Annotated in this window: 23 protein-coding genes; 8 read left to right on the plus strand and 15 right to left on the minus strand. The window is 65.3% G+C overall.

The window, feature by feature from the left end; genetic code table 11:
• Window positions 1-19: 19 nt before the first annotated feature.
• Window positions 20-721, plus strand: a complete 702-nt coding sequence (locus tag E7681_RS01335) for a glutathione S-transferase family protein (RefSeq protein WP_136337457.1) — start codon at window positions 20-22, stop codon at window positions 719-721.
• Between the two features lie 76 nt (window positions 722-797).
• Here E7681_RS01335 and E7681_RS01340 read toward each other — a convergent pair whose 3' ends face one another.
• From E7681_RS01340 to pyk, 7 genes are all read right to left on the minus strand, one after another.
• Window positions 798-2,402 carry a GMC family oxidoreductase gene (locus E7681_RS01340; RefSeq protein WP_136337458.1) on the minus strand — a complete coding sequence of 535 codons (1,605 nt, stop codon included), beginning with the start codon at window positions 2,400-2,402 and terminating at the stop codon, window positions 798-800.
• Between the two features lie 136 nt (window positions 2,403-2,538).
• Window positions 2,539-4,938 carry a phenylalanine--tRNA ligase subunit beta gene (pheT, locus tag E7681_RS01345; RefSeq protein WP_136337459.1) on the minus strand — a complete coding sequence of 800 codons (2,400 nt, stop codon included), beginning with the start codon at window positions 4,936-4,938 and terminating at the stop codon, window positions 2,539-2,541.
• Window positions 4,935-6,008 (minus strand): phenylalanine--tRNA ligase subunit alpha, encoded by a 1,074-nt coding sequence (pheS, locus tag E7681_RS01350; RefSeq protein ID WP_136337460.1) that lies wholly within the window; start codon window positions 6,006-6,008, stop codon window positions 4,935-4,937. Before pheS ends, pheT begins: the two co-directional genes overlap by 4 nt.
• A gap of 109 nt (window positions 6,009-6,117) precedes the next feature.
• Window positions 6,118-6,480, minus strand: a complete 363-nt coding sequence (rplT, locus tag E7681_RS01355) for a 50S ribosomal protein L20 (protein WP_136337461.1) — start codon at window positions 6,478-6,480, stop codon at window positions 6,118-6,120.
• A gap of 14 nt (window positions 6,481-6,494) precedes the next feature.
• Entirely contained in the window at window positions 6,495-6,695 is a 201-nt protein-coding gene (rpmI, locus tag E7681_RS01360) for a 50S ribosomal protein L35 (protein WP_136337462.1), read from the minus strand.
• Window positions 6,696-6,808: 113 nt separating this feature from the next.
• Entirely contained in the window at window positions 6,809-7,024 is a 216-nt protein-coding gene (locus tag E7681_RS01365) for a hypothetical protein (RefSeq protein WP_136337463.1), read from the minus strand.
• Between the two features lie 42 nt (window positions 7,025-7,066).
• Window positions 7,067-8,512: a pyruvate kinase gene (gene pyk, locus E7681_RS01370; RefSeq protein WP_136337464.1), complete on the minus strand. Its 1,446-nt coding sequence runs from the start codon at window positions 8,510-8,512 to the stop codon at window positions 7,067-7,069.
• A 137-nt stretch (window positions 8,513-8,649) separates the two neighbouring features.
• Between pyk and E7681_RS01375 the strand changes: the two genes are divergently transcribed.
• From E7681_RS01375 to E7681_RS01385, 3 genes are all read left to right on the plus strand, one after another.
• Window positions 8,650-9,390 carry an N-formylglutamate amidohydrolase gene (locus E7681_RS01375; protein WP_136337465.1) on the plus strand — a complete coding sequence of 247 codons (741 nt, stop codon included), beginning with the start codon at window positions 8,650-8,652 and terminating at the stop codon, window positions 9,388-9,390.
• 63 nt (window positions 9,391-9,453) lie between these two features.
• On the plus strand, window positions 9,454-9,768 hold the full coding sequence (locus E7681_RS01380) for a DUF1244 domain-containing protein (protein WP_136337466.1): 315 nt from the start codon (window positions 9,454-9,456) through the stop codon (window positions 9,766-9,768).
• Between the two features lie 87 nt (window positions 9,769-9,855).
• A complete protein-coding gene (locus E7681_RS01385; protein WP_136337467.1) occupies window positions 9,856-10,821 on the plus strand; it encodes a sulfotransferase family protein in 966 nt (321 codons plus the stop codon).
• Here E7681_RS01385 and E7681_RS01390 read toward each other — a convergent pair.
• The 4 genes from E7681_RS01390 to dgcN form a co-directional block, all read right to left on the minus strand.
• On the minus strand, window positions 10,720-11,772 hold the full coding sequence (locus E7681_RS01390) for an NAD-dependent epimerase/dehydratase family protein (RefSeq protein ID WP_136337468.1): 1,053 nt from the start codon (window positions 11,770-11,772) through the stop codon (window positions 10,720-10,722). The two genes, E7681_RS01385 and E7681_RS01390, sit on opposite strands and share 102 nt — an antisense overlap.
• Window positions 11,773-11,836: 64 nt before the next feature.
• Window positions 11,837-12,697, minus strand: coding sequence for a D-amino-acid transaminase (locus tag E7681_RS01395; protein WP_136337469.1), 861 nt, complete (start codon window positions 12,695-12,697; stop codon window positions 11,837-11,839).
• 10 nt (window positions 12,698-12,707) lie between these two features.
• On the minus strand, window positions 12,708-13,673 hold the full coding sequence (dgcA, locus tag E7681_RS01400; protein WP_136337470.1) for an N-acetyl-D-Glu racemase DgcA: 966 nt from the start codon (window positions 13,671-13,673) through the stop codon (window positions 12,708-12,710).
• Between the two features lie 78 nt (window positions 13,674-13,751).
• Window positions 13,752-14,753, minus strand: a complete 1,002-nt coding sequence (dgcN, locus tag E7681_RS01405; RefSeq protein WP_136337471.1) for an N-acetyltransferase DgcN — start codon at window positions 14,751-14,753, stop codon at window positions 13,752-13,754.
• A 275-nt stretch (window positions 14,754-15,028) separates the two neighbouring features.
• Here dgcN and E7681_RS01410 point away from each other — a divergent pair, with 275 nt between their 5' ends.
• Window positions 15,029-15,988: an L-malyl-CoA/beta-methylmalyl-CoA lyase gene (locus E7681_RS01410; protein ID WP_136337472.1), complete on the plus strand. Its 960-nt coding sequence runs from the start codon at window positions 15,029-15,031 to the stop codon at window positions 15,986-15,988.
• A gap of 185 nt (window positions 15,989-16,173) precedes the next feature.
• Here the strand turns inward: E7681_RS01410 and E7681_RS01415 are convergent, their stop codons facing one another.
• Entirely contained in the window at window positions 16,174-16,626 is a 453-nt protein-coding gene (locus E7681_RS01415; protein ID WP_136337473.1) for an Lrp/AsnC family transcriptional regulator, read from the minus strand.
• Window positions 16,627-16,699: 73 nt separating this feature from the next.
• On the opposite strand from E7681_RS01415, the gene E7681_RS01420 reads away from it, so the two are divergent.
• The 3 genes from E7681_RS01420 to E7681_RS01430 all read left to right on the plus strand — a co-directional run bounded on the left by E7681_RS01420 (window position 16,700) and on the right by E7681_RS01430 (window position 18,954).
• The gene (locus E7681_RS01420; RefSeq protein ID WP_136337474.1) at window positions 16,700-17,287 is read left to right on the plus strand and encodes a LysE family translocator; all 588 of its coding nucleotides are present in this window, start codon (window positions 16,700-16,702) and stop codon (window positions 17,285-17,287) included.
• 9 nt (window positions 17,288-17,296) lie between these two features.
• A complete protein-coding gene (locus E7681_RS01425) occupies window positions 17,297-17,914 on the plus strand; it encodes a hypothetical protein (RefSeq protein WP_136337475.1) in 618 nt (205 codons plus the stop codon).
• A gap of 77 nt (window positions 17,915-17,991) precedes the next feature.
• On the plus strand, window positions 17,992-18,954 hold the full coding sequence (locus tag E7681_RS01430) for an acetyl-CoA carboxylase carboxyltransferase subunit alpha (RefSeq protein WP_136337476.1): 963 nt from the start codon (window positions 17,992-17,994) through the stop codon (window positions 18,952-18,954).
• Here the strand turns inward: E7681_RS01430 and E7681_RS01435 are convergent, their stop codons facing one another.
• From E7681_RS01435 to E7681_RS01445, 3 genes are read right to left on the minus strand one after another with little or no spacing between them, the layout of a single operon-like run.
• Window positions 18,955-19,527 carry a hypothetical protein gene (locus tag E7681_RS01435; protein ID WP_136337477.1) on the minus strand — a complete coding sequence of 191 codons (573 nt, stop codon included), beginning with the start codon at window positions 19,525-19,527 and terminating at the stop codon, window positions 18,955-18,957.
• A 39-nt stretch (window positions 19,528-19,566) separates the two neighbouring features.
• Entirely contained in the window at window positions 19,567-20,214 is a 648-nt protein-coding gene (locus E7681_RS01440) for a GntR family transcriptional regulator (protein ID WP_136337478.1), read from the minus strand.
• 32 nt (window positions 20,215-20,246) lie between these two features.
• Window positions 20,247-20,939: a M48 family metallopeptidase gene (locus tag E7681_RS01445; RefSeq protein ID WP_136337479.1), complete on the minus strand. Its 693-nt coding sequence runs from the start codon at window positions 20,937-20,939 to the stop codon at window positions 20,247-20,249.
• Between the last annotated feature and the right edge of the window lie 50 nt (window positions 20,940-20,989).

A 20,989-nucleotide genomic window follows, 5' to 3' on the forward strand; every position in this document is an offset into this window, starting at 1 on the left:
TGACCGAACAGGAGCAACCATGACCTTCCCCGAGGATTTCCCGATCAACGCCCGCTGGCCCGCGCAGAACCCGGACGTGCTCCAGTTGTACTCTTTTCCGACGCCGAACGGGGTGAAGATCTCGATCATGCTCGAGGAGATTGGCCTGCCCTACGAGGCGCACCGCGTCACCCTGTCGGATGTCGATGTGAAATCGCCCGAGTTCCTGTCGCTGAACCCCAACAACAAGATCCCCGCCATCATCGACCCGCACGGGCCCGGCGGGCAGCCTATGCCGCTGTGGGAATCCGGCGCGATCCTGATCTACCTGGCTGAAAAGACCGGCCAGCTGCTGCCGCAAGACCCCGCACAGCGTTACACCGTGATCCAGTGGCTGATGTTCCAAATGGGCGGCGTCGGCCCGATGTTCGGGCAAATGGGCTGGTTCCACGCCGGCGGAGGCAAGGATTTCGAAGACACCCGCCCCCGCGACCGCTACGTCGCAGAAGTGCGCCGCCTGCTGGCGGTGATCGAGAAACGGCTGGACGGGCGCGAGTGGATCTGCGGCGACTACTCGATCGCCGATATTGCGCTGGGGGGCTGGATGCGGATGCCCGAACGCTATGACGCGGTCGAGCTGACGGGCTGGAATGACTTCCCCAACTGCCAGGCCTACCTGCAACGGTTCCTGGCGCGGCCCGCCGTGCAGCGCGGCCTGAACATCCCGCCGCGCGAGGGCTGACAAGGGGCGAGAGGGGGCGCTGCCCCCTCGGCCTGCGGCCTCACCCCCGGGATATTTTCAAAAAGAAGAAGGACGATCAGGTCGGCGCGCGCATGGTGTGGGCGATTTTTTCGGCCATCATGATCGTGGGCGCATTGGTATTGCCCCCGATCAGGCGCGGCATCAGCGAGGCGTCGACGACGCGCAGCCCCTGCACCCCGTGGACGCGGCCCTGTGTGTCGGTGACGGCCATCGCATCCGTGCCCATGCGGCAGGTGCCGACCGGGTGGTAAATTGTGTCGGCGCGCGCGCGGATGTCGGCCTCGAGCGCCGCGTCGCCGCCGTCATGGGGATAGAGCCGCTTGCCCCGCCAGGGGGCGAGGGCGGGGGCGTCGAGGATCCCCTCCATCTGGCGGGCGGCGCGCATCAGCAGCGGCAGGTCGCGCGGATCGGAGAGGAAGGCCGGGTCGATCAACGGTGCGGCCTCGGGCGCGGCCGAGTGCAGGCCGACGCGGCCGCGCGACCAGGGTCGCAGCGCGCAGACATGGCAGGAGTAGCCGTATTTGAAGTGCAGCTTGCGCATGTGTTGATCGACGATCCCGATCACGAAATGCAGCTGGATGTCGGGGCGATCCAGGCCCGGTTCGCTCCGCAGAAACGCCGCCCCTTCGGCATAGGGCGTCGCAAACATGCCCTGTCCGGTCGTACGCCATTGCAGCCCCGCCCGTGTCAGCGCCGCCAGCCCCGAAGGGTTCAGCCCCAGCACGTCGTCGCGTTTCGAGTGGTAGGAGATGACATAATCCAGGTGGTCCTGCAGGTTCTGCCCAACGCCCGGCAGCGCGTGGACCGGTTCGATACCGTGGGCGCTCAGCTCGTCCTCGGGGCCGATGCCCGACAGCATCAGCAGCTGCGGCGTCTTCAGCGCGCCGGCGGACAGGATCACCTCTTGCCGCGCGTCGATGCGTTTGACGGCCCCGGCATGGCGCAGCTCGACCGCCACCGCGCGCCCCTGGTCCAGCACCACGCGGTGGACCTGCGCACCGGTCAGCACCGTCAGGTTCGCCCGCCCCATCGCCGGGAACAGGTAGGCCGCCGCCGAAGAGCACCGCTCGCCCCGCTTCTCGCCGTCAAAGAACTGGGTCACCTGGTAGAACCCGGCGCCCTCTTGCCGCTCACCGTTGAAATCCGCGTTGCGCCGGATCTGCATCTGTCCAGCTGCCTCGACAAACGCCTCCGAGATCGCCCGTGGCGCGCTTTGATCCGCCACCTGCAGCGGCCCGTCACCCCCGTGCCACGCGTCCGCCCCGCGCATGTTGCGCTCGGCCTTGCGAAAGAACGGGAACACGCTGTCCCAATCCCAGCCATCGCAGCCCAGATCGGCCCATTCGTCGTAATCCTTGCGGTGGCCGCGGATGTACAGCATCGCGTTGATCGCACTCGATCCCCCCAACGCACGCCCCCGCGGCTGATACCCCCGCCGCCCGTTCAACCCGGCCTGAGGCACCGTCTGGAACGCCCAGTTGTTGATCTTTGGCCGCCCCGAGACCATCCCTGCCACCAGCGCAGGCGCCCGGATCATCAGGTCGCGCCCGCCGCCGCCCGCCTCCAGCAGGCACACGCTGACAGATGCATCCTCGCTCAGCCGTGCGGCCATCACCGCCCCGGCCGAACCACCCCCAACGATCACGTAATCATAAGCCATGCCAGATCCTCCCCGCGCGCAGGCTACGCCCGGGGCCCTGAAATCCCAAAGCATGACCTTGCGCGAGGCAGCAAAAAGGGGCGCCTGCGCGCCCCCTTCTTTCTGATCCAAATACTCTCGCCGAAGGCGTCAGCGCTTAGCCGCGCAGCACGCCGCCGGTGGCTTTGGCGACCTTCTCGACGATCTTGGCGGCGACCGCCTCGATGTCCTTTTCGGTCAGCGTCTTTTCGGTCGGCTGGATGCGCACCGTGATGGCGATGGACTTCTTGCCCTCGCCCAGCGAGCCGCCAACGAACTGGTCGAAGACGCGCACGTCCTCGATCAGCGCCTTGTCCGAGCCCGCCGCCGCGTTCACCAGCGTCAGCGCCTCGACGCCCGCATCGACGACAAAGGCAAAGTCACGCTCCACCGCCTGCAGGTCGCGCAACTCCAGCGCGGGGCGGGTGGCGGTGCGGGTCTTCGGCTCCGGCACTTCCTCGGGCCAGATGGTAAAGGCCACGGCAGGGCCCTTCACGTCCATCTCGGCCAGCACCTTGGGGTGCAGCTCGCCGAACGTGCCCAGCACCTTCTTCGGGCCCAGGCAGATCTGGCCGTGACGACCGGGGTGCCACCAGCCTTCGCCATTGCGCAACACCTGCACCTTGGCGGGGGCGCCGATGGCGGCCAGCACGGCCTCGGCATCGGCCTTGGCGTCGAACACGTCGACCGAGCGCGCCGCGCCATGCACGTCCTTCGGACCGGTCTTGCCGATCAGCACGCCCGAGATCTGCATCCGCTGTTCACCCGGCTCACCGCCGTTGAACACCGGGCCGACCTCGAACAGGGCCAGGTCCATGAAGCCGCGCGACTGGTTACGCGCCGCCGCTTGCAGCAGCCCGGCCAGCAGGTCGGGGCGCATGTGGCTCATCTCGGACGAAATCGGGTTCTCCAGCATGGTCACATCGGTGCCACCGCCGAACAGCCCCGCCGATTTCTGGTCGATGAACGAGTACGTCACGCACTCGTTATATCCCAGCGCCGCCGCGGTCCGCCGCGCGATCTGCTCGCGCTTTTGCTTCAGCGACAGGATCGGTTTGGGCACACCAGCGGTGCCACGCGGCATCGGCTTGCCAACCAGCTTGGTCAGCGAGGCCACGCGCGCCACCTCTTCCACCAGGTCCGCCTCGCCCAGGATGTCCGGGCGCCAGGACGGCACGTGGGCCAGGTTGCCCTCCAGCTTGAAGCCCAGACGCGTCAGGATCTGGCGCTGCTCGGCCTCGGGGATGTCCATGCCCACCAGCGACTGGATGCGCGCGGCGTCCAGCTTGTAGGCGCGGCTGACATCCGGCACGGCCCCGGCGACCACCAGGTTCGACGGCTCGCCGCCGCACAGCTCCAGGATCATCTGGGTCGCATCGTCCAGCGCCTGCATGTTGTAGGCCGGGTCGATCCCGCGTTCGTTGCGATAGCGCGCGTCGGTGTTGATCTTCAGCGCACGGCCCGTGGTCGCGATCTGCACGCGCTCCCACACGGCGGCCTCAAGGAACACGTTCACGGTTTCCTCGGTGCAGCCCGACACTTCGCCGCCCATGATGCCGCCGATGGATTCCACGCCGTTGTCGTCGGAAATCACCACCTGGCCTGCGCCAAAGGTGTACTCCTTCTCGTCCAGGCCCAGCATGGTTTCGCCACCCACGGTGCGGTGCACCCGCAGGCCACCCTTCACCTTGTCCGCGTCGAACACGTGCAGCGGGCGGTTGCGGTCATAGGTGAAGAAGTTGGTCACATCCACCAAGGCCGAGATCGGACGCAGGCCGATCGCCTTCAGCCGCTGTTGCAGCCAGTCCGGGCTGGGGCCGTTCTTCACACCACGGATCAGACGGCCGGCGAACACTTCGCAGCCGTTTTCACGGGTGTCTTCGTCGATCGTCACGGTGACGGGGCACGGGTACTGGCCCTCGATATGCGCGGTCTTGGCGGGCTTCATCACGCCCAGCCCCCGCGCCGCCAGATCCAGCGCAACCCCGCGCACACCCAGCGCATCCGGGCGGTTCGGAGTGATCGCGATCTCGATCACCGGGTCCACCTTGGCCGGGTCGTTCTGCGCCAGCCAGTCGGTGAATTTCTGACCCACCTCGCCGCTCGGCAGCTCGATAATCCCGTTATGCTCGTCCGACAGCTCCAGCTCGCGCTCCGAGGCCATCATCCCGTGGCTTTCCACGCCGCGGATCTTGCCGACGCTCAGCGTGACGTCGATGCCGGGCACGTAATCGCCGGGCTTGCACAGCACCACGGTGATGCCAGCCCGCGCATTGGGGGCGCCACAAACGATCTGCTTGTCGCCCTCGTCGGTTTCGACGGTGCACACGCGCAGACGGTCCGCATCGGGGTGCTGCTCGGCGTGCTTGACCTTGGCCAGCGTGAAATTGGCCAGCTTCGAGGCCGGATTTTCCACGCCTTCGACCTCCAGACCCAGATCGGTCAGGGCATAGAGGATGTCATCCAAAGAGGCCTGCGTATCCAGGTGCTCTTTCAGCCAGGAGAGGGTGAATTTCATCGGGACAGCCCCCCGTGCAAAGTGGGTACATCAAGCGACGCGAAACCATAATGGCGCAGCCAGCGCAGGTCGCTATCGAAGAACGCGCGCAAATCGGGGATGCCGTATTTCAGCATCGCGATCCGGTCGATCCCCATGCCAAAGGCAAAGCCCTGCCATTCGTTCGGGTCGATCCCGCCCGCTTGCAGCACCTTGGGGTGCACCATGCCGCTGCCCAGAATCTCCAGCCAGTCGTCGCCTTCGCCGACCTTCAGCGTGCCGCCTTCCCAGCTGCAACGGATGTCCACCTCGGCCGACGGCTCCGTGAACGGGAAGTGCGACGCGCGGAAGCGCAGCTCGACGTCGTCCACCTCGAAGAAGGCTTTCACGAACTCTTCCAGCACCCATTTCAGGTTCGCCATCGAGATGTTCTTGTCGATGGCCAGCCCCTCGACCTGGTGGAACATCGGCGTGTGGGTCTGGTCATAGTCGGCGCGGTACACGCCGCCCGGACAGATCACGCGGATCGGCGCGCCGTGCTTCTCCATCGAGCGGATCTGCACCGGGCTGGTATGCGTCCGCAGCACGTGCGGCGGGCGATTATCGCCCTCGGCGCGGTGCATGTAGAACGTGTCCATTTCCGCCCGCGCGGGGTGGTGGCCGGGGATGTTCAGCGCGTCGAAGTTATACCAGTCGGTCTCGACCCGAGGCCCCTCGGCGACCGAGAAACCCATATCGGCGAAGATCGCGCTGACTTCCTCGGTGACCTGGCTGATCGGGTGGATGGTGCCCTGACGGCGCGGGCGCACCGGCAGCGTCACGTCCAGCCATTCGGTGCGCAGGCGTTCATCCAGCGCGGCGTCGGCCAGCGCGGATTTCTTGGCGGCCAGCGCGCTGTTGATCTCGTCCTTCAGCGCGTTCAGCTTGGGGCCCATGGTCTGGCGCTCTTCCGGGCTCATCTTGCCCAGCTCGCGCATCTTCAGGGCGACCTCGCCCTTCTTGCCCACGGCTTGCAGACGGATGTCCTCCAGCGCGGCCTCGTCACCGGCGCCTGCGATTGCGCCCAGATACTTGTCTCTCAGATCGTCCATCCGACCCTCCGTTACCGTTGGCACCCTGCTACCCAGCGGACGCCCAAAACGCAAGAAGCCGCGAGACCCCAAAAGGTCCGCGGCTTCTCAATGTGTCACCCGGATAGGGTTACGCGAGCGCGGCCTTCGCCTTTTCGACGATGGCGCCAAACGCTGCGGGCTCGTGCACGGCCAGGTCGGCCAGAACCTTACGGTCGACTTCGATACCGGCCAGGTTCAGGCCGTTGATGAAGCGCGAGTAGGTCAGGGCTTCGTCGTGCAGACGGACAGCAGCGTTGATCCGCTGGATCCACAGCGCGCGGAAATTCCGCTTGCGGGTCTTACGGTCACGAGTTGCGTACTGGTTTGCCTTGTCAACGGCCTGGGTCGCCACCTTGAAGGTGTTCTTGCGACGGCCATAGTAGCCTTTGGCTGCCTTGATGACTTTCTTGTGGCGGGCGTGGGTCGTGGTACCACCTTTGACGCGGGACATTGATCAATCTCCTCTTAGCGGTCGTAGGGCATGTAGCCCTTGACGATCTTGGCGTCGGGTGCGGACAGCGTGGTGGTGCCGCGAGCGTCGCGAATGAATTTCTTGGTGCGCTTGATCATGCCGTGGCGTTTGCCAGCCTGAGCAGCGACGACTTTACCGGAAGCCGTCATCTTGAAGCGCTTCTTGGCGCTCGACTTGGTCTTCATCTTGGGCATTTCCGTCTCCTTGTCTTTCTCAACGGTTGAAACACGACTCGGCATGCCTCTTCGGCCGGTCGCGCAGACAGGGGGGCCGTATACGAGCCATTCCCCGGCCTGACAAGGGGGTGTCAGATGATTTTCGCCACCAATTTATAGATCAGGTGCGGAATCTCGTCGAAATGATAGCCGCCGGGCTTGTGCGTGTGGGCCCAGACCATCATCCCCCCGCCCAGAATCAGCACGATCGCGGCGACGCGCGGCACTTCGTTATCACTCCAGGCGGACACGATCGAGGGCACCGCCATCACGGCGATGAACAGCCCGATCACAAACAGTGAATCCATATCCGAGATCATACCTACGCTCCCACCACTTACCGGGCCAGATTAGCCCGGATCGGTCGCGTAGATCAAACGCTCGTCGCACGGCGCGACGCGCAGGATGTTCGTGGTGCCCGGCTGGTTGAACGGCACGCCCGCGATCACCACGATCTGGTCGGTCACGTCTGCATAGCCCTGCGCCCGCGCCGCCCGGGCCGAGTTCACGACCGCCTCCTTGAACCGTGTCACTGCGCCGGTCATCACGCAATTCGTGCCCCAGCTCAGCGCCAGCCGCTGTGCGGTGCGGCGCAGGCTGGTCATGGCGATGATCGGCACGCGCGGGCGTTCCCGCGCCGTCAGCAGCGCCGTCGTGCCCGATTGGGTGTAGCAGCAGATCGCCTTGATGTCGGTGGTTTCCGCGATTTCCCGCGCCGCCGCCACGATCCCGTCCGCGACCGAGGTCCGCACCGCCTGCCGCGACGCCTCGATGATGTCGCGATAGGTGGGGTCGCTTTCGACCGCGACCGCGACGTCGTTCATCGTGGTCACCGCCTCGACCGGGTAATTCCCTGCCGCCGATTCCGCGCTCAGCATCACCGCGTCGGCGCCTTCGTAGATCGCCGTCGCCACGTCGGACACTTCGGCCCGCGTCGGCATCGGCGACTCGATCATGCTTTCCAGCATCTGCGTCGCCACGATCACCGGTTTCCCGGCCGAGCGGCACTTGCGGATCAGCCGCTTCTGGATCGGCGGCACGGCACTGACCGGCAGTTCGACCCCCAGATCGCCCCGCGCCACCATGATGCCGTCGCTGACCTCCAGGATCGCCTCAAAGCTTTTCACGGCGGCGGGCTTCTCGATCTTCGACAGGATCGCCGCCCGCCCCTTGGCCAGCGCGCGCGCCTCGTTCACGTCCTCGGGGCGCTGCACAAAGGACAGCGCCAGCCAGTCCACGCCCAGCTCGCACACGAATTCCAGATCCGCGCGGTCCTTTTCCGACAGCGCCGCCAAGGGCAGCAGCACGTCCGGCACGTTCACGCCCTTGCGGTTAGAGATCGTGCCCCCCGTCACCACGGTGCAATCCGCGAAATCCGGGCCACAAGCGGTGACCTTCAGCCGGATCTTGCCGTCGTTCACCAGCAGGCTCGCGCCCGGTTCCAGGGCGGCGAAAATCTCGGGGTGCGGCAGGCAGACTCGCGTTGCATCCCCCTCGGCCTTGTCCAGATCCAGCCGGAAGGGCGCCCCCTCGACCAGCTCCTCGGCCCCATTGGCGAACACACCGACCCGCAGCTTCGGCCCCTGCAAGTCCGCCAGAATGCCGATCGGGCTTTGCAGATCGTCGCCGACCTGCCGGATCATGCGGTGACGCTCGCGGATTTCCTCATGGCTGCCGTGGCTCATGTTCAGGCGGAACACGTCCGCGCCGGCCTCGTGCAGCTTGCGGATCATCTCATAGGTGTTCGACGCCGGTCCCAGCGTTGCCACGATCTTTACGTTCCGAAGCCGTCTCATCCTGCCATCCATCCGTTTCTTGGCGCATCCTTGCGCTTTCGCCACTGTTAACGCTAACTTATGCGCTTCGGGCGGCAAGGACAATTCCATATCCGGCAATTCTGTCCTAGATCGGCTGCAAAGGACGTGAATTTTCGATGACATACGAACCCTATCAGATCATCGGGGCAGATCGCCCCTCGCGCTGGCTGGTCACCTGCGATCATGCCGCCAATACCGTGCCCGATTTCGTGAATGGCGGCAGCCTTGGCCTGGCCGCGGGCGACATGAACCGCCACATCGCCTATGACGTTGGCGCCGCCGGTGTGTCCAAGGCACTGGGGGAATTGCTGGACGCCCCCGTCATCCTGTCCAACTTCTCGCGGCTGGTGATCGACCCCAACCGCGGCGAGGATGACCCGACCCTGCTGATGCGGCTCTATGACGGCTCGATCATCCCCGCCAACCGCCACGCCGATCAGGCCGAGCTGGAGAAGCGCCTGAACCGCTGCTACCGCCCCTATCACACCGCATTGGCCCAGCTGGCCGCGCGCCGGGACGACACCGTGATCCTGTCGATCCACAGCTTCACCCGCCAATTGCAGGGCCGCGCGCCGCGTCCGTGGCAGGTCGGCATCCTCTATGCCGCCGATACGCGCCTGTCCAAGCCCTTGATCCGGCTTCTGAATCAGGAACCCGACCTCTGCGTGGGCGAGAATGAGCCCTACGGCGGCCACCTGCCCGGCGACGCCATCGCGCGCCACGCCATCGCCATGCAGCGCCACAACACGCTGGTCGAGGTGCGCAATGATCTAATCGAAACGCCCGACCAGCAACGCGCCTGGGCACAGCGCCTGGCCCCGATCCTGACCGCCGCCCTGGCCGAGTGCGTGGACTGACGTCGCATTGGCCCCGTGCCCTGCGCGTGCTAGATCACGGCCAACCCGCTGAAAGGACCAGACATGGACGACCAGACCCGCATCGAGATCGAAGCCGCCGCCTTCCGCGCCCTGCGTGAACACCTGATGGACAAGCGCACCGACGTGCAGAACATCGACATGATGAATCTGGCGGGCTTCTGCCGGAACTGCCTGTCGCGCTGGTACCAAGAGGCGGCCAACGAACGCGGCATCGCCATGACCAAGGATGAAGCCCGCGAAATCTACTACGGCATGCCCTATGACGACTGGAAGGACCGCTTCCAGACCGAGGCGGATGCCGACAAGCAGGCTGCCTTCAAGGTCGCCTATGCCGAAAACGTCGGCGAGGGGAAATAACCTCGCCCACGGGGGTATACCCGTTCGGACAGGCGCTCATCCGGCTGCCCATTAGGCACTTTTCGGTGTCCGGCGTATCACGTTCTCATGGAACATGCATTCGCCCCGGATTTCTATGTTGTCGGCGCCGCCAAAGCGGGAACCACCGCGCTTCGGTCCTGGCTGAGTGCGCATCCCGACGTGTTCCTGCCCACCACGGCCGAGCCCGGCCACTTTGCCTGCGTCGGCACTGACCCGCGCCCCGCCGACGGGCTGTTCGATGCCCAATCCGTGCTGCGCATGACGCCCGACGCCCGCGACTATGCCGCGCTTTATGCGCCGGCGAACGGGCGGATGACGGGGGATTGCTCCTCGGTCTACCTGCATTCGCTGGACGCCGCACAGCGCATCGCCGCCGCCCGCCCGGATGCCCGCATCATCATCCTGCTGCGCAACCCGACGGACCGCGCCTATGCCCAATACCGCCAGCACATCCGCGCGGGGCTGGAACCGATCCGCGATTTCCGCGCCGCCGTTTATGCCGAATCCAATCGCCTGAAAACCGGCTGGAGCTGGGCCCACGCCTATACCGGCGCCAGCGTCTACGCCCCCAAGATCGCCCGTTTTCAGCAGCATTTCCCGCACGAACAGATCCTGTTCCTGCGGCACGAGGACCTGCGCGACCGCCCCCAAGTCGCGTGGGTCCAAGTCCTGACGCATCTGGGCCTGTCCCCCTGCCCGCTACCCGCGCGCAGCCAGACCCAGATGCCCCACCCCCAACCCGGTCCCGTTCAGAACCTGCTGAACCGGGTAATTTCGTCCCAGCTACGCGCGGGATTTGTCCGCGCGCTGGCAGCCTCGGCCCGTCCCGTGCCACCACTCACCCTGTCCACCCGGGTCGAGCTGTCAGCCCTTTTTGCCCCCGACCTGCGCCGCACCGCCGCGCTGACCGGCCTCGACCTGAGCGATTGGCTACGGCCGCCGGCCCACCAGACCTGCCTCGACCAGTTGCGCGAACATTTCGACGGTCGCGGCCCCCACGGGACGATAGGTCAGACCAAGTTCGCGGCGTGATTTGCCGTTATCCCCGCGCCACGGATAGCCGAACGCCCGCGACACCAGCTTGCGGGTGATCTGGCGGCTCAGCAACGGGCCGACCAGCCACAGCAGCGCCTTGGGCAATTCCCGCTCCGGGATCGGATAGCCGGGAAAGGCCGGTTTCAGCACCTTCGCCAGATCCAGAAAACTGTAGGGCGCTTCGAACACCATATGCCGCCCCTCGGCATCCGGCAGGAACCCCGCGCGCAGATGCGCCTCGGCCACGTCGCGCACGTCGACCATGCCGATCTCATACGCTGGCACGCCGGACTTCATCTTGCCGTTGCCCAGCTGCCGGATCATCCCGAACGATTCAGACCGGCCCACGCCGCTGACCCCCGGCCCCACCACCAGCCCCGGATTGATCACCACCAGCCGCCAGCGATCCTGCGCATTCGCCATCTCCCAAGCCGCGCCCTCGGCCAGCGTTTTCGAATAAGAATACGGCTGGTGCGTCAGGTTCGAGGTCGTGTTCCAGTAAATCTCGCTCAGCACGCCGCCGGGGATGTCCTGCAAATCCGCCTGATCCCCGAACACCGCCGCGATCGAGCTGGTCAGCACCACCCGCTCCACGCTCGCCGTCCGGTTCGCGCTGCCCAGCACATTGCGCGTGCCCTTCAGCGCCGGATCCACCAGGTCGCGCTGCGCGTCCCGGATCACCGTCACGAAGGGCGAGGCCGTGTGAAACACCACCCCGCAGCCCGCCATCGCCGCGTCATAGCTGCCCTCGTCCAGCAGGTCCGCCTTGAACAGCCGCACCGTGCCCGGCGTCCCCTCGCCCAGCGCCACCACGGCGCCCGCCCGATCCGGGTCGCGCACGGCGGCATGAACCGTCAGCCCCGCCTCCAACAAGCGTTTCACCAGCCACCCGGCCACATAGCCCGTGGCCCCCGTCACCAGAACCGGCTTGTCCGTCGCAATCTGCATATCCCGTACCCCTGAAACGAAAACGGCGCCCCGAAAGGCGCCGCTTGAACCCGTGTAGCCCGGATCAGACCGCCGCCTTGCGGCTTTCCTCCAGATAAATCTCGCGCAGGCGCGGGGCAACACTGCCCACCTTGCCGCCACCGATCGCCGCACCGTCGATTTCCACGACCGGCATCACAAAGGCCGACGCCGAGGTAAAGAACGCCTCGTCCGCCTGTTTCGCCTCTTCGATGGTGAACGGCCGCTCTTCGACCTCCATCTGCGCCTCTTTTGCGAACTTCAGCACCGCCGCGCGGGTGATCCCGTGCAGGATGTCATTCGACAGGTTGCGCGTGATGATCTTGCCACCCTTGACGATGTAAGTGTTGTTCGAGGTCCCCTCGGTCACGAACCCGTCCTCGACCAGCCACGCATCATCGCAGCCCGCCTTCTTGGCCATCATCTTGCCCATCGACGGGTACAGCAGCTGCACCGTCTTGATGTCGCGACGACCCCAGCGGATATCCTCGATCGAGATCACCTTGATCCCCACCTTGGCCTGCGGGTTGTCCGCCAGCCCCGGCTTGTTCTGGGTGAACAGCACCACGGTCGGGCGCGTGTCCTTCGGCGGGAATGCGAAATCGCGGTCGCCCGGCGCGCCACGGGTGATCTGCAGGTAGACCATGCCCTCGTTCACGCCATTCTCGGCCACCAGCTTGCGATGGATCTCCAGCAGGTCGTCGAACTCGGGCGGGGTCGGGATGTCCAGCTCGGACAGCGAGCGCGCCAGCCGGTTGGCATGGCCGGCAAAGTCGATCAGCTTGCCGTCCAGCACGCTGGTCACCTCGTAAACGCCATCCGCCATCAGGAACGCCCGGTCAAAGATCGAGACCTTGGCCTCATTCTCCGGCAGATACTCTCCGTTCACGTAAACAGTGCGGGTCATGGGCGTCTCCTTATCCCCAAAGCGCGGCACTGGGCGGATGCACACCGGCCGCATCGAATTGCAAAGCGTTGTCCCGGTCTTCGGCCAACAAAAGCGGCCCGTCAAGGTCTGTTACCATTGCGCCCTGCGCCACCAACGTCGCCGGAGCCATCGCCAAGGACGATCCCACCATGCAGCCGACCATCACCTGATACCCCTCGCGCAGCGCCTGCTCGCGCAGCGCCAGCGCCTCGGTCAACCCGCCGGTCTTGTCCAGCTTGATGTTCACCACGTCATACTTGCCCTTCAGATGCGGCAAGGACGCCCGGTCATGGCAGCTCTCATCGGCGCACACCGGCACCGGCCGCGCCATCCCGATCAGCGCCTCATCCTGCGACGCGGGCAAGGGTTGTTCCACCAGCGCCACGCCCAACCGCACCAGATGCGGCGCCAGATCGGCGTACACGTCCGCACTCCAACCCTCATTCGCATCCACGATGATCTTGGCATCGGGCGCGCCTGCCCGCACCGCCTCCAGCCGGGGCATATCGTCCGGCGTGCCCAGCTTGATCTTCAACAAAGGCCGAAACGCATTCTTCGCCGCCTGCGCCCGCATCTCCTCGGGCTCGGCCAGGCTCAGCGTATACGCCGTGATCTCCGGCCCCGGTGCCGCCAGCCCTGCCAGCTCCCACACGCGCTTACCGGCCTGCTTGGCCTCCAGATCCCACAGGGCGCAATCCACGGCATTCCGTGCCGCACCGGCGGGCAGCAACTCCTGCAGCATCCCGCGCGTCACTTCGCTCGGCAGGCCCAATATCTCCTGCGTCACCGAATCCAGCGTCTCATCGTACCGCGCATAGGGCACGCATTCGCCCCAGCCCGTCAGCCCGCCCCGGCTCACCCGAACCGTCAAAACCTGAGCCTCCGTCCGGCTCCCGCGCGAAATGGTGAACACCTGCGCCAGACGAAAAACGTCCCGCTCCACGGTAATCGTCATGACACCGCCCCCTGCTTCTTTCTGATCCCAAATACTCAAAAGGCCAGAGCGCACCACGCGCGCTCCGGCCCCATTTCATCAGATCGCTTCCAGAGCGTCCACCAGCTTGCCCGCGCCATAGCGGAACGGGTCAGTCGCCGGCAGACCCAGCTCGGCCTCGACACCCGCCAGGTAGGACTTGGCGTCGTCATCGCTCATGTGCTGCGTATTGATCGCATAGCCCACGACCACGCAGGCCGGGTTGGCAACGCGCGCCAGCTCCAGCGCCATGTCGCGCACCGCCGCCATGCTCGGCAGGCGATAGCCCGGCAGACCGCGCATGTGGTCACGGGTCGGCTCGTGGCACACGATCAGCGCGTCCGGCTGGCCGCCATGCACCAGCGCCATCGTCACGCCCGAGTACGACACGTGGAACAGGCTGCCCTGCCCCTCGATGATGTCCCAATGGTTCGGGTCGTTGTCGGGGGTCAGATACTCGATCGAGCCCGCCATGAAGTCCGCAATCACCGCGTCCAGCGGCACGCCGCCGCCGGTGATCAGGATACCGGTCTGACCCGTCGCCCGGAAATCCGCATCCATGCCGCGCGCGCGCATTTCCTTTTCCACGCACAGCGCGGTGTACATCTTGCCGACCGAGCAATCGGTGCCCACGGCCAGGCAACGCTTGCCGGTCCGCTTCACGCCGTTCGCGATGGGGTACTTCACCGACGGGATCCGCACGTCGTGCAGCTTGCGCCCGCAGGCTTCGGCAACGGCGACCAGGTCCGGTTCGTCCTTCAGCAGGTTGTGCAGCCCCGAGGCCAGATCGAACCCTTCCTCCAGCGCCTGCACCAGCACCTTTTTCCACGCCTGGCTGATGATACCGCCGCGGTTGGCCACGCCGATCACCAGGGTTTTCGCGCCGGCGGCCTTGGCCTCTTCCAGCGTCATGTCGGTCAGTTTCATGTCGGCCTTGCAGCCGTCCATGCGGAACTGGCCCACGGCGAATTCGGGGCGCCAATCCTTGATGCCCTGCGCCACTTTGGCAGCCAGTTGGTCGGGCGCGTCGCCCAGGAACAGGAGGTACGGAGTCTCGATCATGTCACGGCCCTTCAAAGCTGATGTCCCGATCAGTGTTCCGGATTCTCTTCGGGATAAGCTTGCAAAAGCAGCGTCCACCCGCCCCCGCGCGCAAGAATCTTCGACCAGCACGCGGAAATTCAGCAGATTCTCCCGCCCAGATCAGCCTTCCTGCCCAATCTTGCGCCGCGACGCGGCGATCCTTGCCGCAACCGCGAAATCGCTTGCGAAGTGGTGCGCAATTTAATAACCCTCACCCCCAGAATTGCGTAATTTCCTTACCCAAGAGGTCATCCATGAGCTTCCGCCTCCAGCCCACGCCGATTGCCCGCCCGAACCGCTGCCAGCTGTTCGGGCCTGGCTCGAACACCAAACTCTTCGCCAAGATGGCCGCCTCGGCTGCGGACGTGATCAACCTCGACCTCGAAGATTCGGTGGCCCCCTCGGACAAGGACGCGGCCCGCGCGAACATCATCCAGGCGATCAGCGAATACGACTGGGGCAACAAGACCCTGTCGGTGCGCATCAATTCGCTGGACACGCCCTATTGGTACAAGGACGTCGTGGACCTGCTGGAACAGGCCGGCGAGCGTCTGGACCAGATCATGATCCCCAAGGTCGGCTGCGCCGAGGACATCTACGCCGTTGACGCGCTGGTGACCGCGATCGAACGCGCCAAGGGCCGCACCAAGAAGATCAACTTCGAGGTGATCATCGAATCCGCCGCCGGCATCGCCCATGTCGAAGAAATCGCAGCCGCCTCGCCCCGTCTGGTGGCGATGTCGCTGGGCGCGGCCGACTTTGCCGCCTCGATGGGGATGCAGACCACCGGCATCGGTGGCACGCAGGAAAACTACTACATGCTGCGCGGCGATCAGAAATACTGGTCGGATCCGTGGCACTGGGCGCAGGCCGCCATCGTCGCCGCCTGCCGCACCCACGGCGTTCTGCCCGTGGACGGCCCGTTTGGCGATTTCTCGGACGACGAGGGCTATATCGCGCAGGCCAAGCGTTCGGCGACTCTGGGCATGGTCGGCAAATGGGCCATCCACCCCAAGCAGATCGCCCTGGCCAACCAGGTTTTCACCCCCTCCGAAGAGGCCGTGCTTGAGGCGCGCGAGATCCTGGCCGCGATGGAGCAGGCCAAGGCCAACGGCGAAGGCGCCACCGTCTACAAAGGCCGTCTGGTCGACATCGCCTCGATCAAGCAGGCCGAGGTGATCGTGGCCCAGGCCGAACTGATCGCGAACAGCTGATCGCTATATGATCCGGATTGGCGGCCCTTCGGGGCCGCTTTTCTTTTGTGCGTATGGCTAACCCTCCGTTCAGATTCGGGGTCCAGCATCGCACGGCATCGTTTCGACGGGGTTAACGTGGCCCCTGCGCCGAATCGTACGAAAACCCGCCAAAATCTGGCGATTTTCCCGGTTAACCAAACCTTTCAGGCCCGGTCATCCTTGGGCGATCCCATCACCACGTAGGACGTGATCGAGGCCACCTGCGGCAGCGTTCCCAGCACGTCCGTGTGGAACCGTTTATACGCCGCCAGATCCGCCGCCTCGACCCGCAGCAGGTATTCGACATTGCCGGTGATGTTGTGGCATTCGCGCACTTCCGGGGCCAGCGCGATCGAGCGTTCGAACGATTCCTGCGAAGATTTCGTATGCAGACTCAGCCCGACCGCAATATATGCCACGAACCCGACCCCCATCGCCTGCGGGTTCAGCACCGCGCGATAGCCGCTGATGACGCCCGAGCGTTCCAGCTCCTGCACCCGGCGCAGGCAGGCCGAGGGGGACAGGCCGACTCGTTCCGCAAGGTCCAGATTGCTGATCCGGCCGTCGCGCGACAATTCTCGCAATATCTTTTGGTTAATGGCGTCAATCTTCGTCATATATTGCTCAATTCCCGCCATTACGACGCTGATTTCAATTTCATGGCGTCCTTCCCACAATATCCTGCGCCGCATGAGCACACAACTGATCACTGCCCTTGCGGCCTTTGCCTTTGTCACCTCGGTCACGCCGGGGCCGAACAACCTGATGCTGATGGCCTCGGGCGCGAATTACGGATTCCGCCGCACCATCCCCCATATGTTGGGGATCGGAATCGGCTTTACGCTAATGGTTGCGCTTGTTGGGCTGGGCCTGATGCAGGTGTTCGACGCCTTTCCGGTGATGCACACGGTGCTGAAATACGCCGGGGCCGCCTATCTGATCTGGCTGGCGCTGAAGATCGCGCGCTCGGAAATGCCGGACACCGCCCAGACCAAGGGCCGCCCGATGCGCTTTATCGAAGCCGCGCTTTTTCAATGGGTTAACCCCAAGGCGTGGCAGATGGCGCTGACCGCGATCACCCTCTACGCCCCGGGACGAGAGCTGTGGGCGATCCTGATGGTGGCCGGCATGTTCGGCCTGATCAACCTGCCCACCGTCAGCCTGTGGACCGTGCTGGGCCAGCAAATGCGCCGGATTTTGTCCAATCGCAGCCGATTGATCGCGTTCAACTGGACGATGGCCCTTCTTCTTGTGGCGACTCTGATCCCGGTGCTGTAACCTTGGGTCATGCGGCTGACCTTTGTGCACACGGCGCAGGTTCATTGCGCCACGTTCGACGGTTTGCGTGACCGGATCACCCCGGAAACGCAGTTGGATCATATCGTGCGCGCGGATTGGTTGGCGCGGGCCCAAGGCGGCATCGACGACACGCTGACTCAGGAAATTACCCAATCGATTCAAGCGATTGAGACGCCGGTCATCTGCACCTGCACGACCCTGGGCGAGGTGGCCGAGGCCGCGGGCGCGATCCGGATCGACCGACCCATGATGCGTCGCGCCGCCGAGACATGGGGCGATATCCTGCTGGTCTTCACCCTGAAATCGACCGAGGCACCCAGCACCGCCCTGCTGCGGGACGAATTGGACCGCGCCGGCAATCCGCGCCAGATCGTGCCCCTGCTGCTGGATCGCCACTGGCCGCTGTTCGAGGACGGACGCCCCCACGCCTTTGCCCGCGCGATTGCCTCCGATGTGCGCTCGGCCGTGACGCAGCGCCCGGGGCTGAAGGCGATCGTTCTGGCCCAGGCGTCCATGGCGGGCGCGGCGGTGCTGCTGTCGGACCTGCCCATCCCCGTGCTGTCCTCGCCCGTGCTGGCGCTGAAGGAAGGGTTGGCGCGCTTGTAGCCCGCCCCATGCAACGCTTGTTGCATCTGGACGCCGGGGAAGCCATATATCCCCTCAATCTTGGTGGAGAATGACAGATGACCAACTACCTCGACTTTGAACGCCCGCTGGCGGAAATCGAAGGCAAAGCCGAAGAACTGCGGGCAATGGCCCGTCAGAACGAGGAAATGGACATCGAGGCCGAGGCCGCCGCGCTGGACAAGAAAGCCAAGGACCTGCTGAAGGATCTGTACAAGAACCTGACGCCTTGGCGGAAATGCCAGGTCGCCCGCCATCCCGACCGGCCGCATTGCATCGACTACATCAACGCGCTGTTCACCGAATACACGCCGCTGGCCGGTGACCGGAACTTTGCCGACGACCACGCCGTGATGGGTGGTCTTGCGCGCTTCAACGACCAGCCGGTGATGGTGATCGGCCACGAAAAGGGCAACGACACCAAGACCCGGATCGAGCGCAACTTCGGCATGGCCCGCCCCGAGGGCTACCGCAAGGCGATCCGCCTGATGGAGATGGCGGACAAGTTCAACCTGCCCGTCGTCACGCTGGTGGACACCCCCGGTGCCTATCCCGGCAAGGGCGCCGAAGAACGCGGCCAGTCCGAAGCGATCGCCCGCAGCACTGAAAAATGCCTGCAGATCGGCGTGCCGCTGGTCAGCGTCGTCATCGGCGAGGGTGGCTCGGGCGGGGCTGTGGCCTTTGCCACGGCGAACCGCGTCGCGATGCTGGAACACTCGGTCTACTCGGTGATCTCGCCCGAGGGCTGCGCCTCGATCCTGTGGAAAGACTCCGACAAGATGCGCGAAGCCGCCGAGGCGCTGCGCCTGACCGCGCAAGACCTGAAGAATCTGGGCGTCTGCGACCGCATCATCCCCGAACCGCTGGGCGGCGCGCATCGCAACAGCGCCACAGCGATCGCCGAGGTTGGCAAGGCCATCGCGGCCATGCTGGCGGAACTGTCGGGCAAGACCGGCAAGAAACTGATCGCCGACCGTCGCCAGAAATTCCTGTCGATGGGCGACAAGGGTCTGGCTGCGTGATCACCCGTTGATCACGCTTTCCAGCCCCAGACTGGCGATCAGCCGGTAATAGCTGAACAGAACGGCCACGAAGAACGCGATCAGGATCAGCTCGTGTTTCCAGTGATGCGCGTGGAAAAACGCGCGATCACGGTGGTGCAGCACATCCATCAGCTCGTCTCCGAAGCGGATCGACAGGAAGGTGCCGATGCCGGACAGCGCGATGATGCTCCAATACGGCCAGGGCATCGTCAGGATCTGGTGCAGCAGCCGCGACAGGATCGTGGTGTCGTAATAGTGCGGGGCCCATGCCAGCACGGCCCCGTTCAGCCCGATGGCGATGGCCCAGACCGCGACCTCGGACAGCACCATGCGGATGCCGAACAGCAGGCGCAGCGGGAAATCCAGCAGGAACCCCGCATCGGCCACCGGCGTGCACAGCACGAAAAAGCTCCATGTCAGGCCGGCGGCCACGCCCCCGGTGGCAAAGTCGTACTTGAAGCCGAGGTACAGGAAATACCCCACCAGCAGCGCCAGCAACGCCACGAACTTGAAGATCACCTGAGTCTTTGGATGTGCGCCATGAGTACCCATGGCCCGATCATGCGGCAAAATCGGCGGGGTGCAAGCGGCTCAGCCCGCCAGCATCTTCAGCCCTTGCGTCACGTCCGAGCGCACCGCCAGCCGCAGCCCCGGTTCGTCCCCGGCCTTCAGCGCGGCGATGATCAGCCGGTGATATTGCGGCGGATCCTTGCGCTTCAGCCGCCCGTACAGCGCCCGCATGGTCGGCCCCAGCTGCAGCCAGACGGTTTCGGCCATCGCCAGCATCGCAGGCGCCTGCGCGCGCAGATACAGGGTGCGGTGGAACTCCAGATTCGTGCGGATATAGCCCACGGCATCCTGCCGGGCGATCATCTCGGTCACGGTGTTGTTGATGGCCTGCAAACGGTCGATCAGCGCCATGTGGGCGCGCGGCAGGGCACGGCTGGCCAGCTCGACCTCCAGCAGGGATCGCAGCACCGCCAGTTCCTCGATCCGTTCGTTCGACAGCTCGGGCGTCGACACCCGCCCCGAGGACGACATCTGTAGCGCCCCCTCGGCCACCAGCCGGTTCAGCGCCTCGCGCGCGGGGGTCATCGACACGTCGAACTCGCGCCCCACACCGCGCAGCGTCAGCGCCTGTCCGGGCGCGATTTCGCCATGCATGATCCGGCTGCGCATGCCGCGATACACGCGTTCATGCGCCGAGGTATTCGGATCGGGGCGGCCAGTGCTCAACATGCTGGCATTTGTGATCACAAACGCGCCGTGCGTCAATCGCCAAAGCGATAGCGGTGCAACTGGTTGCCGTGGCTGCGCAGCCATTTGCGCTGGGTCTCGTACGGGCCATACAGCTGCGTGACCGTGTTCCAGAACGCGGGCGAGTGGTTCATCTGCGCCAGATGCGCGACCTCATGCGCCGCGACATAGGCCAGCACCGGCGGCGGCGCCAACACCAGACGCCACGAATACATCAGCCCGCCCCGTGACGAACACGACCCCCAGCGCGAGCGTGCGTCCCGCAGCGTCACCCCATCATAGCCGCGCCCCAACTTCTGGGCATAGTGATCCGAGGCCGCGACCAGCCGATCCCGCGCCAGTTCACGTAGCCAGGCCGCCAGCCGCGCGGCGACGCGATCCTCGGGGCCCGGCACGCCCAGCGTCTCGGCGCCCAGGATGACACGGCGGCCCGCAACCGGCTCGATCTGCCGTGGCACGCCCTCGACCGGCAGGGTCACGCCATGCCCGATCTGCACCACGTCCGGCTGCTGTTGCAGGTGGCTGCGAATCCAGTCGGCCTTTTCGCGGGCAAAGGCCAGCGCCTCGGCCTCGCGCACGTTTGGGGGGGCTGTCAGCACCACGCGCCCATCCAGCCCGGACACCCGCAGCGAAATCCTGCGCGCCCGCGCGGATCGCCTCAAATGAACTGGAATCGGGGGGTTGCCCGGCAGGACGTGATGCCCCATATCGCCTCCTGACTGCGAATCCTTGTGCGGGCCCGGAAAGGCTTTGACAC

It is taken from the genome of Thalassobius vesicularis, from assembly GCF_004799325.1.
Lineage (GTDB): Bacteria > Pseudomonadota > Alphaproteobacteria > Rhodobacterales > Rhodobacteraceae > Thalassobius > Thalassobius vesicularis.